General features: G+C 69.5%; 8 protein-coding genes and 1 pseudogene. 6 read left to right on the forward strand and 3 right to left on the reverse strand.

From position 1 onward, the window contains the following. Window positions 1–39: 39 nt before the first annotated feature. From acnD to bfr, 6 genes and pseudogenes are all read left to right on the forward strand, one after another. Window positions 40–2,652 (forward strand): Fe/S-dependent 2-methylisocitrate dehydratase AcnD, encoded by a 2,613-nt coding sequence (gene acnD, locus ACIQ6S_RS09380; protein WP_397608130.1) that lies wholly within the window; start codon window positions 40–42, stop codon window positions 2,650–2,652. Window positions 2,653–2,654: 2 nt separating this feature from the next. Then, window positions 2,655–3,851 carry a 2-methylaconitate cis-trans isomerase PrpF gene (gene prpF / locus ACIQ6S_RS09385; protein WP_397608131.1) on the forward strand — a complete coding sequence of 399 codons (1,197 nt, stop codon included), beginning with the start codon at window positions 2,655–2,657 and terminating at the stop codon, window positions 3,849–3,851. A 2-nt stretch (window positions 3,852–3,853) separates the two neighbouring features. After that, window positions 3,854–5,419 carry a cation:proton antiporter gene (locus tag ACIQ6S_RS09390; RefSeq protein WP_397608132.1) on the forward strand — a complete coding sequence of 522 codons (1,566 nt, stop codon included), beginning with the start codon at window positions 3,854–3,856 and terminating at the stop codon, window positions 5,417–5,419. A gap of 53 nt (window positions 5,420–5,472) precedes the next feature. Next, window positions 5,473–6,000, forward strand: a pseudogene (locus ACIQ6S_RS09395) (RNA pyrophosphohydrolase); the annotation flags it as partial. A 136-nt stretch (window positions 6,001–6,136) separates the two neighbouring features. Next, window positions 6,137–6,328 carry a bacterioferritin-associated ferredoxin gene (locus ACIQ6S_RS09400; protein WP_397572981.1) on the forward strand — a complete coding sequence of 64 codons (192 nt, stop codon included), beginning with the start codon at window positions 6,137–6,139 and terminating at the stop codon, window positions 6,326–6,328. Between the two features lie 127 nt (window positions 6,329–6,455). Next, window positions 6,456–6,929 carry a bacterioferritin gene (bfr, locus tag ACIQ6S_RS09405; protein ID WP_297867327.1) on the forward strand — a complete coding sequence of 158 codons (474 nt, stop codon included), beginning with the start codon at window positions 6,456–6,458 and terminating at the stop codon, window positions 6,927–6,929. Between the two features lie 58 nt (window positions 6,930–6,987). Here bfr and ACIQ6S_RS09410 read toward each other — a convergent pair whose 3' ends face one another. The 3 genes from ACIQ6S_RS09410 to ACIQ6S_RS09420 all read right to left on the reverse strand — a co-directional run bounded on the left by ACIQ6S_RS09410 (window position 6,988) and on the right by ACIQ6S_RS09420 (window position 12,737). Then, window positions 6,988–9,459 carry an ATP-binding protein gene (locus tag ACIQ6S_RS09410; RefSeq protein ID WP_397608133.1) on the reverse strand — a complete coding sequence of 824 codons (2,472 nt, stop codon included), beginning with the start codon at window positions 9,457–9,459 and terminating at the stop codon, window positions 6,988–6,990. A 1-nt stretch (window position 9,460) separates the two neighbouring features. After that, entirely contained in the window at window positions 9,461–12,070 is a 2,610-nt protein-coding gene (locus ACIQ6S_RS09415) for an EAL domain-containing protein (protein ID WP_397608134.1), read from the reverse strand. A 73-nt stretch (window positions 12,071–12,143) separates the two neighbouring features. After that, a complete protein-coding gene (locus tag ACIQ6S_RS09420; RefSeq protein ID WP_397572963.1) occupies window positions 12,144–12,737 on the reverse strand; it encodes a DUF4126 domain-containing protein in 594 nt (197 codons plus the stop codon). Between the last annotated feature and the right edge of the window lie 59 nt (window positions 12,738–12,796).

Consider the following 12,796-nt stretch of genomic DNA (forward strand, 5'->3'; position numbering starts at 1 on the left):
AATCGTAGGCCTCGCCTGCGCTTCGAGCCGACGCCCGCCATGAACTCCGCCCACCGCAAGCCGCTGCCCGGCACCCGCCTCGACTATTTCGACGCCCGCGAGGCCGTCGATGCCATCCGTCCCGGGGCCTGGGCCACGCTGCCGTACACCGCGCGCGTGCACGCCGAAAACATTGTTCGCCGGGCGGACGCGGTGCGCGTTCCGGACTACCTGCGCCAATTCATCGAGCGCAAGCGCGACCTCGACTTCCCCTGGTTCCCGGCCCGCGTGGTCTGCCACGACATCCTCGGCCAGACGGCGCTCGTCGACCTCGCCGGCCTGCGCGATGCCATCGCCGATTTCGGCGGCGATCCGGCGCAGGTGAACCCGGTGGTGCCGGTGCAGCTGATCGTCGACCACTCGCTGGCCGTCGAGTGCGGTGGCTTCGATCCGAACGCGTTCGAGAAGAATCGGGCAATTGAAGATCGCCGCAACGAGGATCGCTTCCACTTCATCGACTGGACGAAGCGCGCGTTCAAGAACGTCGACGTGATCCCGCCGGGCAACGGGATCATGCATCAGATCAACCTCGAGAAGATGTCGCCGGTGATCGGTGTCGAGCAGGGCGTTGCGTATCCCGACACCTGCGTCGGCACCGACTCGCACACGCCGCATGTCGATGCGCTCGGCGTCATCGCCGTCGGCGTCGGCGGCCTCGAGGCCGAGAACGTGATGCTCGGCCGCGCCTCGTGGATGCGCCTGCCGGACATCATCGCCGTCGAGCTGTCGGGCAAGCCGCAGCCGGGCATCACCGCCACCGACGTGGTGCTCTCGCTCACCGAGTTCCTGCGAAAGTCGAAGGTGGTCGGCGCCTACCTCGAGTTCCGCGGCGAAGGTGCCGCGGCGCTCACGCTGGGCGACCGCGCGACGATCTCGAACATGGCGCCGGAGTACGGTGCGACGGCGGCGATGTTCTTCATCGACGGCAACACGCTCGACTACCTGCGCCTCACCGGCCGCACGGACGAGCAGGTGGCGCTGGTCGAGACCTATGCGAAGACGCTCGGCCTCTGGGCCGAAGACCTGCGCACGGCCGAGTACGAGCGCACGCTGCACTTCGACCTCTCGACCGTGGTGCGCACGATGGCCGGTCCTTCGAACCCGCATGCGCGCGTCGCGACGAGTGAGCTGGCCGCCAAAGGCATCGCGGGCAACCTCGCCGCTGCACGCGAGCAGGAGGCGCAGGGCCTGATGCCGGACGGCGCGGTGATCATCGCCGCGATCACCTCCTGCACCAACACATCGAACCCGCGCAATGTCATCGCCGCCGGCCTGCTGGCGAAGAAGGCGAACGCGCTGGGCCTCGTGCGCAAGCCCTGGGTGAAGACCTCGCTGGCGCCGGGCTCGAAGGCCGTGCAGCTCTATCTCGAAGAGGCCGGCCTGAAGGCCGAGCTCGAGGCGCTGGGCTTCGGCATCGTCGCCTTCGCCTGCACCACCTGCAACGGCATGAGCGGTGCGCTCGATCCGGCCATCCAGAAGGAAGTCATCGAGCGCGACCTTTACGCGACGGCGGTGCTTTCGGGCAACCGCAACTTCGACGGCCGCATCCATCCCTACGCGAAGCAGGCCTTCCTCGCTTCGCCGCCGCTGGTGGTGGCCTATGCCATCGCCGGCACCGTGCGCTTCGACATCGAGAAGGACGCGTTGGGCCATCGCGCCGACGGCACGCCGATCCTGCTGAAGGACCTGTGGCCGACGGATGCCGAGATCGACGCGGTGGTGAAGCAATCGGTGAAGCCGGAGCAGTACCGCAAGGTGTACGACCCGATGTTCCGCGTGGTGGTCGAGCACGGCGAGGCGGTGAAGCCGCTGTACGACTGGCGCGAGATGAGCACCTACATCCGCCGCCCGCCGTATTGGGAAGGCGCGCTGGCCAAGCCGCGCACGCTCTCGGGTCTGCGCCCGCTGGCGATCCTCGGCGACAACATCACCACCGATCATCTCTCGCCGTCGAACGCGATCCTGTTGAACAGCGCGGCCGGCGAGTACCTCGCGAAGATGGGCCTGCCGGAAGAGGACTTCAATTCCTACGCGACGCACCGCGGCGACCACCTGACGGCGCAGCGCGCGACGTTCGCGAACCCGACCCTGCAGAACGAGATGGTCCGCGACGCCGAGGGCAAGGTGCGCAAGGGCTCGCTGGCCCGCGTCGAGCCCGAGGGCCAGACGCTGCGCATGTGGGAAGCCATCGAGACCTACATGGAGCGCGGCCAGCCGCTGATCATCATCGCCGGCGCCGACTACGGCCAGGGCAGCTCGCGCGACTGGGCAGCCAAGGGCGTGCGCCTCGCCGGCGTGGAGGCGATCGTGGCCGAAGGCTTCGAGCGCATCCACCGAACCAACCTGATCGGCATGGGCGTGCTGCCCTGCGAGTTCCTGCCCGGCACCACGCGCCTGACGCTGGGCCTCGACGGCACCGAAACCTTTGATGTCACCGGCGCGCGCACGCCGGGCGCCACGCTCACGCTGGTCGTGCATCGCAAGGACGGCAGCCGCGTGGAATGCCCGGTGCGCTGCCGCCTCGACACTGCCGAGGAAGTGGCGATCTACGAGGCCGGCGGCGTGCTGCAGCGCTTCGCGCAGGACTTCCTCGAAGCCACCAAGGCGGCCTGAGCATGCGCCCCGTTCGCCCGCAGGTCCGCATCCCCGCCACCTACATGCGCGGCGGCACGTCGAAGGGCGTGTTCTTCCGCCTCGCCGATCTTCCCGATGCCGCGCGCGTTCCTGGCCCGTCGCGCGATGCGCTGCTGCTGCGCGTGATCGGTTCGCCGGATCCCTACGCCAAGCACACCGATGGCATGGGTGGTGCGACGTCGAGCACCAGCAAGTGCGTGATCATCGGCCCGGCCACGCAGGCTGGCCACGACGTCGACTACCTCTACGGTCAGGTCAGCATCGACAGCGCCTTCGTCGACTGGAGCGGCAACTGCGGCAACCTCAGCAGCGCCGTCGGGCCCTTCGCGATCGCGAATGGCTTCATCCCCGCCGACCGCGTTCCGCAGCACGGCGTCTGCACGGTGCGCATCTGGCAGAAGAACATCGGCAAAACGATCGTGGCCCACGTGCCGATCGCGAATGGCGAAGTGCAGGAAGACGGCGACTTCGAACTCGACGGCGTCACCTTCCCGAGTGCCGAGATCCCGCTGGAGTTCCTGGATCCGGTGGACGAGGGCGACGAGGGCGGTGCGATGTTCCCCACCGGGAATGTCGTCGACACGCTCGACGTGCCGGGCGTCGGCAGCTTGCAGGCCACGATGATCACTGCCGGCATCCCGACGGTGTTCGTGCGCGCGGCCGATATCGGCCTGACCGGCGCCGAGCTGCAGCCGGCGATCAACGAAAGCCGCGAGCGTCTCGCGCTTTTCGAAGCCATCCGCACCGCCGGTGCGTTGCGCATGGGTCTGATCAAGAGCCCGGAAGAGGCCGTGAAGCGCCAGCACACGCCGAAGGTCGCCTTCGTCGCGGCGCCGGCCGATTACATCGCCTCCAGCGGCAAAGCCGTCAAGGCTGCAGACATCGATCTCGTTGCACGCGCGCTGTCCATGGGCAAGCTGCACCACGCGATGATGGGCACGGCCTCGGTGGCGATCGCCACGGCCGCGGCCATCCCGGGCACGCTGGTGAACGAGGCCGCCGGTGGCGGCGCGCGTGAAGCGGTCAGCTTCGGCCACCCGAGCGGCACGATGCGCGTGGGCGCCGCGGCCGAGCAGGTGGACGGCCAGTGGGTCGTGCGCCGCGCGCTGATGAGCCGCAGCGCCCGCGTGCTGATGGAAGGCCACGTGCGCGTTCCTGCCGGCACGTCGGGCGACTGAGGATGCTGGAAGCCCTCGGCATCGGCGCGGCGCTGCTGTTCGGCCTGGTGGCCCGCGCCGTCGGCCTTCCGCCGCTGGTGGGCTTCCTCGCCGCGGGCTTCGCCCTCCATGCCGTAGATGCGCGTTGGGACGTCATCAGCGAGGCCGGCATCGCCACGGTCGGGCATATCGCGCATCTCGGCGTGCTGCTGCTCCTGTTCACCGTCGGACTGAAGCTGAAACCCGGGCAGATCGCGCAGCCTGCGGTGTTCCTCGGTGGGCTGGCGCACGGCGCGATCGTGGTGGCGGTGTTCGCGCCGCTGCTGGTGCTGTTGGCCGGAGTGGGCGGCAAGGAGGCGCTCCTCGTGGCGATCGCGCTGTCGTTCTCCAGCACGGTGCTTGCGGCGAAGATGCTTGAGGGAAAGCGCGAACTCTCGGCGTTCTATGCACGGATCGCGATTGGCATCCTGATCGTCCAGGACCTCATCGCGCTCGCCGCACTGGCCCTGTGGGGCGGCAAGACGCCGTCGGCCTGGGCCCTGCTGCTGCTTGGACTGCCGTTGCTTCGCCCGCTGCTGTACCGGTTGCTCGACCGCTGTGGCCACGACGAGCTGCTCGTGCTCGCCGGCCTCGGGCTCGCCGTGGTGTTCGGTGGCATGGGTTTCGCCGCGCTCGGCCTGTCGGGCGAGCTCGGTGCGCTGGTGGTGGGCGTGCTGGTCGGTGGCCACGCGCGGGCGCGCGAGCTCGGCCACGACCTCTGGGCGATGAAGGAGGTCTTCCTCGTTGCGTTCTTCCTGTGGATCGGCCTCGCGGGCTTGCCGACGGGCCACGATTGGCTCGTCGCCGCACTGCTGCTGTTGGCGCTGCCCTTGAAGACGCTGCTGTTCTTTTTCCTTCTGCTGGCGTTCCGCCTGCGCGCGCGCAATGCCTTTCTCGCCGCGCTCTCGCTCTCGGCCTACAGCGAGTTCGGCCTGATCGTCGCGGCGGGCGTCGCCGGCCTTGAAGACTGGCTGACGCCATTGGCCCTGGCCGTGGCCTTGTCCTTCGCCATCGCCGCGCCCTTGAATCGCCATGCGCAGCGTCTGTACGACCGCCTGGAACCGTGGCTGGTGCGCTTCCAGCGCCACACACGCCATCCCGACGAGATCGCCCCGGGCCTCGGGCACGCCGAAGCCTTGGTGTTTGGCATGGGCCGCACCGGCACGGCGGCCTACGATCGTCTGCGCGATGCGATGGGCGGGGTGGTCGGGCTGGATGCCGACCCGTTCCGCATCCGCGAGCACCAGGAGGCCGGGCGCGACGTGGTGATGGTGGATGCCGAGGACGCCGACGTCTGGCGAATCGCCGACCTGGCCTCGCTGCGCGTCGCCGTGCTGGCGATGGACGCCATCGACGCCAAGCGCGCGGCCGCACGGCACCTGCGGGCGCGCGGGTTCCGCGGCCCGATCGTCGCCCATGCGCTCTACGCCGACCACGTGGCCCTGCTGCGTGCCGATGGCGCGGACGAGGCGCACCTCACCCTGCATGAAGCCGGTCGCCATCTCGGCGAACAGGCCTTGCATCGTCTCGGTGGACACACCAAGGCTTGAGGCTTCTCTCACCGCTGTGGCATGGTGAGCCCATTGAATTTGGAGCCCGTACGGTGATCGATCCGGACGGTTACCGCCCCAATGTCGGCATCATCCTGATGCGCGACGACGGCCGCCTGTTTTGGGCCCGTCGCGTGCATCGCGACGGCTGGCAATTCCCCCAGGGCGGAATGAACAGCGACGAGACGCCGCTCGAGGCGATGTACCGCGAGCTGCAGGAAGAGACCGGCCTGCTCCCCGAGCACGTCGAGCTCCTGCATTCCACGCCCGGCTGGCTGCGTTACCGCCTGCCGTCGCGCTGCGTGCGTCAGGGCGAGAAGCCGCGCTGCATCGGCCAGAAGCAGGTGTGGTTCCTGCTGCGGCTCGTGGCCTGCGAATCCCATGTGCGCCTCGACGCCAACGAGAAGCCCGAGTTCGACCGATTCCGTTGGGTCGACTACTGGTACCCGCTGGAGCACGTCGTGCACTTCAAGCGCGACGTCTACACCCGGGCGCTGTGCCACGTGGCCCCAGCGGCCCGCGGACTGGCCGGCACCGAGGCGGTGCCGGAGCCGGCTTTCCCGGCACCGCTGGCCGAAGCGCGGAGCCGCCGCCAGGCCTGAGCCTTCACGCCGTCGACCCGTGGCTGAACCCGGCATCTGTCGGCCGCCCCCGGCCCTTGACAGTCCCCTGCTTGCGGCTTGTAATGCGAACTGTTCGTATTACTGGATGCAAGCCGTGTACGTCTGCGTCTGCAACGGAGTCACCGATCGCGATATCCAGCGGGCCGTCGACGAGGGCTGCGACAGCCTCGACGCGCTCGCCGCGCGCACGGGTTGCGGCAGCACCTGCGGCTGCTGCCGCGAGTACGCGGAAGAAGCGATCCTCCAGGCCAAGTCGATGAGCCTCGGCCTGCCCATCGCCGCCTGAGGCGTCGTCGCGGCGTCCCCCCGATCCGGTCTTCACTTCGCGTCCATATCGCGCAGCGATTCGCGTTTACGCGTGCGCGGAGGCGCGGCGCTAGGCTTCGCGCACCACGCGCCAAGGAGCAGCCGACATGAAGGGCGACCCGCAGGTCATCCAGCACCTCAACAAGGTGCTCTACAACGAACTCACCGCGATCAACCAGTATTTCCTGCATGCCCGCATGCTGAAGAACTGGGGCTTCAAGGAACTCGGCGAGCACGAGTACCACGAGTCGATCGACGAGATGAAGCACGCCGATTGGGTCATCGAGCGCGTCCTCTTCCTCGAGGGCCTGCCTAACCTGCAGAACCTCGGCAAGATCATGATCGGCGAGACGCCGAAGGAAGTCTTCGAGTGCGACCTCAAGCTCGAGATGATCGCCATCCCCGACCTGAAGGCCGCCGTCGCGCATGCGGAATCGGTGGGTGACTACGTCAGCCGCGACCTGTTCGCGAAGATCCTTGCGTCCGAGGAGGAGCACGTCGACTGGCTGGAAACGCAGCTCGACCTGATCAAGCGCCTCGGCGAGGGCCCTTACCTGCAGACGACGATGTCGAAGGACTGAGCGCCGCGTTTCATCGCGACGCGACAGCAACGGCCGGGGAAACCCGGCCGTTCGCGTTTCAGGCCACCAGCCGGCGCAGCGATTCGCTGGCGCGCTGGAATTCCGCTTCGAGCACGGCCACGGCCACGGCGGGGCGGGGCAGCACGCCTTCGCGGGCCCCCACCTCGATGCGCTTCGCGGCGGCCGAGACCGCCATCGCGCCGAGATTGGCGCTGGAGGACTTCAGCGTGTGCGCCGGAGCGATCATCTTCTCCAGGTCGCCGCCGCCCGCGGCCTCCTCGAGCTGCTGGATGTACTTCGCCGCGTCGACGAGGAACATCTGCACGAGGTTGCCGAATTCGGAACCCATCACCTCGCGCAGTTCGGCGAGCACGTCGTCGTCCAGCACGTTCGGCGCTGGGGTTGCCGGCGCCGGGGCCGGCATCGGCACGGATACGACGGCCGGCGGCAACGGCGCCTCGGGCCGCTGCATGCCGGGGATGGAGGGAAGGGTCGGTGCGAGGGCTGGCGCGGCCGGCGCAGGCGCCGGACGGGCGGCAGGCGCCGGTGTGGGAGCGGCGGGAGCGGCGCTGCGGCGCGCGAGTGCGCCGCGCTGCAGCCAGCGCTTCAGGGTGTCTTCGAGTTGCGAACGATCGACCGGTTTCGACAGGTAGTCGTCCATCCCGGCGTCGAGGCAGCGCTGGCGGTCGCCGGCCATCGCGTTCGCGGTCATGGCGACGATCGGCAAGCGAGGGAGCCGGTGCGCGTTCTCGTACTCGCGCCATTCGCGGGTGGCCGTGTAGCCGTCCTTGACCGGCATCTGGCAGTCCATCAGCACGACATCGAGGTTGCCCGCGGCCATGCGCTCCAGTGCGCGCTCGCCGTCGCCGGCGGACTCGCAGATGAGGTCCATCTGCGCGATCAGCTTCTGCGCGACGAGCAGGTTGACGGGGTTGTCCTCGACCAGCAGCACGCGCGCGCGCCGGCCGATGGCCGCTTCCGAGAACGCTCCGACGCTGCTGCCCTGCGGCAGGGCGGCGACGGCCGGCGACGGCGGGGGCTCGCCGAGGGCGAAATCATCTTCGGCATCGGCCGCACCCGGGAGCGGCATGGCTTGGTCGGGCACAAGCAGGTCGGCCAGCCCCGACTTCAGGTCGGCCGACGCGGCGTCGCGTCGCAGCACGGCGACCGTCGCTGCGGCGGTGGTCTCCGGCGGCAGCGGCTCGGCGCCGGTCAGGAGCAGCAGTTTCAGGCCCGCGACTTCCGGCGAGCGCGAGAGCGCGCGCTGCAGCACCACGGCGGCGGAGGCGCCGTCGCGCAGGTCGGCCACCAGCGCCTCGAAGCCGCCGCCTATGCCGCGGGCCGCGGCCGAACGCAGCATCTGCAGCGCCTCGGGTGGCGTGCTCGAATAGGAGAGGCGCAGGCCCCAGTTCTGCATGGCCGTAGCGAGGCGTTCACGCTGCGCCGGGTCGGGCGTCATCAGCAGGACGCGGGCGCCGGAGAGGTCGGCGCGCGCCGCAGGCAGGTCGCCGACGGCCTTGGACAGCGGCACTTCGAACCAGAAGCGGGAGCCCTGGCCGGGGTCGCTGTCGACGCCGATGCGGCCGCCCATCAGGGTGATGATGCGCTTGCAGATCACCAAGCCGAGGCCGGTGCCGCCATACATGCGCGTGGTCGAGGCGTCGGCCTGCGAGAAGGCCACGAAGAGCTGCGAGAGCTTGTCCTTCGGGATGCCGATGCCGGTGTCGACCACTTCGAACCGGAGCGGGTGGTGCAGGCGCTCCTCGCCGTTCTTCTGGATGCGCAGGGTGACGCGGCCACGGTCGGTGAACTTGATCGCGTTGCTGAGCAGGTTCGACAGCACCTGGCGCAGGCGGGTCGGATCGCCGCGCACCGGCAGGCGCACGCCGGGATCGATCTCGAGGTGCAGCAGCAGGCCCTTCGTCTCGGCTTGCTTGGTCATCAGCCGGACGACCGACTCGGCGAGCTCGCGCAGGTTGAATCCGGTGGTTTCGAGGTCGACCTTGTTCGCTTCGAGCTTCGAGTAATCGAGGATGTCGTCGACGATCCGCAGCATCTGCTTGGCCGAACCATGCGCGGTGCGCAGCAGGTCGGCCTGGTCGGCGGTGAGGCGCGCGGCCAGCAGCATGTCGATCACCGGCAGGATGCCGTTGAGCGGCGTGCGGATCTCGTGGCTCATCGTGGCGAGGAACTCGCCCTTGGCCATCATCGCGGCTTCGGTTTGCTTCTTCGCGTCCTTCAGCTCGAGCTCGAGGCGGCGGTGGCGCTCCAGCTCCTGCTGCAGCGTTTCCACCATCCGCTGGTTCTCGCTGGTGAGGCGCTGGTGCTCGGCCAACAGCTCGCGCGCCTGGCGCAGGCCGCCCGGCACGACCACGGTCGCGCCGATGGTGAAGGCCAAGGCGGCGATGACGGTGGGCCAAAAGGCACCGAAGGGCAGCAGGGCGAAGACCACGGCGAGCAGCAGGCCACCGGCCGCCGCTAGGAGCAGCCAGCCCGCGAGCAGTCGGTTCGGGAGGCGTGGCGGCAGCACGTCAGAGGATCGCCTGATTGAAGTCGAAGTCGAGGGCGTCGGCGGCCTGCTGGACGAGGTTGCCCTGCACGAAGTCGACGCCGCTCATCCACAGCGTGGCGGCGGCCTGCGGGTCTTCGACGCCGTGGCCGATCACCTCGAGGCTGCGCCGGTGCGCGCGGTCGATGATGACCTTCAACTCGTCGCGGACGGCCGACGACAGCGCGCCGGTGGAGTACTTGCCGGCGAGCTTGATCAGCGAGAGCGGCAGCTGCTCCATCGTCGATTCGACCTCCGGGCCCGGCTCGAACTGCGACAGGCAGAACTGCACGCCGTCCGCCACCATCGCCGAGCAGAACTCACGCAGCGTGCCGGTGTGCACGCTGGCGTCGGAAAGCCGCATCTCGAGCACCAGCGAGGCGCCCGGCACGTCGAGGGCGCGCAATTCGTTGCGCAGCCATTCGGCATGGCCGCCATGCGCGAGCGTGTAGGGCGACTGGGTGACGAACAGCGTCATCGCCGCGCCGCGCTCGCGCGCCTTGGCGATCTTCGCGATCGATTCGCGCAGCACCCAGCGGTCGATCTCGACGATGAAGCCGGAACGCTCGGCGGCCGGGATCACCTCGGCGGCGGTCATGCGCTTGCCGCTGCTGGTGTCGAGGCGCAGCAGGGACTGGTAGCGGCTGTCCTCGCCGCCGGCGACCGCGACGATCGGCTGGTAGAGCAGCGACAGGCGGCCATCGGTCATGGCTTTGCGCATGTCGTCGATCAGGGCCTTCTGGCGCTGCGCCTCTTCGGCGGCCAGCGGGCGGTAGAGGTCGATGCGGTCGGCACGCTTGCGCGCGTTGTGCGCGGTCTTCTCGACGGCGTTGAGCAGGGCGCCCGCGTCGGTGAATTCTTCCGCCAGCGGGGCGACGCCGGCGACGGCCGGGGTGATGACGCTCTGGTCGCCGAGGCGGAACTCGTGCGCGACCAGCGCCTCGCGCAGCTGCACGCCGAGCATCAGCAGCTCGTCGGGGTCGAGGCTTGCGTCGAGCACGAGGAATCCGCCGTCCGCGAAGCGGCACAGCATGCGTTCGCCGGCCAGCGGCTTGAGCAGGTCGAGGGCTTCGACGTGCAGGCGCTCGAACTGGCCGAGGCCAAGCCGCTCGCGCAGCTTGGCGATCGTCTCCATCTCGAGGAACACCACGCCGCCGCGCGCCCTGCCTTCGGTGATGAGCTGGTCGATGCGGGCCATCATGCGGCCGCGTTCGACGATGCCGCTGTCGACGCTGCTGGCCACCGCCGCGCCGCCATCGGATTCGCGGTCGCGGATCTGCTGCACATCGCGGTAGCGGCGGATGCGGCCCTGCACGCTCGCGATCAGGTGCTTCGGGCGGATCGGCTTGGCCAGGAAGTCGTCGCCGCCGGCATCGATCGCGTTGAAGCGCACTTCCTCGTCCTGTTCGCCGGTGAGGAAGACGATCGGCGTATGCGCGAACGCCTCGCGCTCGCGGATCAAGGCGGTGAGCTCGATGCCGTTCGCCACCGGCATGTGGAAGTCCATCAGGATCAGGTCGGGCTCGAAGGTGTCGAGCGTCGGCAGCACGTCGAGCGCGTCGAGGACGATGCGTGTGTCCATGCCGGCGTTGCGCAGCACGCCTTCGGCGAACAGGGCCTGGGCGCGGTCGTCCTCGACGATCAGCACGCGGTAGACCGGCTCGCCCGTGCTGAACAGGTCGCGCAGGCGGTTGGCCACGTCGATACCACCGTGCGGCCGGACCAGCACCGCGTCCATGCCGGCGCGGCGGGCCGAGAGCCGCGCCATCACGTCGTCGGTGTCGGTGATCAGCGCCATGCGGATCGGCTGGTTGGCGCGCATGCGGATCGGCTTCATCGCGTTGCCGATGCGCTCGATCGAGGCCGCATGCATGCGGTCGACGAGCACCACGTCCGCGGGCAGCGCCCCCATCAGTTCGACGAGCTCGTCGATATCCGACAGCGCGTCGACCTCGAACTGGCGGGAGCGCAGCTGCTCGGCCAGGGTCTCGGCCTCGCGGCTTTCGTCGGACAGGAGGTAAAGCCGCAGTGCGGTCATGGGCAGCGATCCATTGCCAAAACGAGGATTTTCGAGTGTAGACGCGTCAGCGGGGGTCGGGCGTGTACCAGAGGTGGGGAGCGGGGGGGGATTCATGGGCATGGCCGGCACGCAACGGGACGGCGCGGCGTCGGCCACCCAGCGTCGCCAGAACCCCAGCGGCAGGGCTTCGCCGCGGGGCGGGTGCGGCAGCATCACCAGGGAGCGCTCGAGCTCGTCGTGGCCGCCGGCGGGCAGCTGGTCGATCAGGGTCTCGAGCAGGGCACTGAACCGGGCGCCGAGGATCGGGTCCGGCAGGTCCTGTTTCTCCAGCGGGCGGGCGAGCGACTCGGCCAGCAGCAGTGCGGTGTCGACGGCGGGGCTGCGGCCAAGCGCGTGCAGGCCATGCACGAGGGGCCCCAGCTCTTCGCGGATCTGGGCGACGGCATTGATGTCCCAGCCGGTGCGCCGCGCACGACGCACGCGGCGTTCCAGCAGCCGGCAGCGATGGCGCAGCACGGGCGCGAGGTCTTCGGCCGCGATTCGGCCGGCTTCTAGGGCGGCGGCAACGGACACGGGCGGCGGGCTCCAAGGGGTGCCCTCATTGTTGGTCGCCCCCCGGAACGCGGCAATCCGCGTTCATCAAGATTCACACTTGTGACGCGGTTCGCGTTTTGTTTTCTTGTCTTTTGCTGAAGCCGCGGACCAGCCGCCAGCCCAAGTAGAGCCCGCCGGCCGTGAAAACGAGCAGCAGCGCGGCTGCCAGGACCGGCGCGAGCAGGGTCAGGGTCAGGCCGCCGACGGCCACGGCGTCCTCCGTGCCCGAGGCCACCCAGTTGGAGACCGGTTCCGGCGAGGCGTTGATGGCCACGCGGGTGCTGCTCTTTAGCGTGTGGGTGGAGAGCGCCGCGGCACCGCCGAGGGCGGCTGCGGCGACGCTCCATTCGCCATCCGGCGCGAACGCGGCCGAGGCCAGGAAAGCGCCGGCCGGCACGCGGGCGAGCGTGTTCACGAGGTCCCAGGCGGAGTCGACGCCGGGGATCTTGTCGGCGAAGAACTCGACCACGGCGAGGGCGCCGGCCGTGCCCAGCACCCACGGAGAGGTGACGACGTCCATCCCGGCGGGCAGGGCCACCCAGCCGAGCAGGGCGGCGATGCCGACGCCGAACACGGTGAGGTAGGCGCGGACGCCGGCCAGGCAGGCGAGGGCGAGGCCAAGGGCGAACAGGGGCGCTTCGGGCATGGCGGCACTCCACGGGGCGGCGGGGGACGGCCGGAGTATGGAAGTGATCGCTTGACCCT

Origin of the sequence: Silanimonas sp. (assembly GCF_044377035.1) — a bacterium.
In the GTDB taxonomy this organism is placed as follows: domain Bacteria; phylum Pseudomonadota; class Gammaproteobacteria; order Xanthomonadales; family Xanthomonadaceae; genus Silanimonas.

Bases quoted from the DNA above. Each gene is read 5' to 3' on its own strand.
- acnD (WP_397608130.1), top strand. From the start codon at position 40: ATGAACTCCGCCCACCGCAAGCCGCTGCCCGGCACCCGCCTCGACTAT.
- bfr (WP_297867327.1), top strand. From the start codon at position 6,456: ATGAAGGGCGACCCGCAGGTCATCCAGCACCTCAACAAGGTGCTCTAC.
- ACIQ6S_RS09420 (WP_397572963.1), bottom strand. From the start codon at position 12,737: ATGCCCGAAGCGCCCCTGTTCGCCCTTGGCCTCGCCCTCGCCTGCCTG.
- ACIQ6S_RS09390 (WP_397608132.1), top strand. From the start codon at position 3,854: ATGCTGGAAGCCCTCGGCATCGGCGCGGCGCTGCTGTTCGGCCTGGTG.
- prpF (WP_397608131.1), top strand. From the start codon at position 2,655: ATGCGCCCCGTTCGCCCGCAGGTCCGCATCCCCGCCACCTACATGCGC.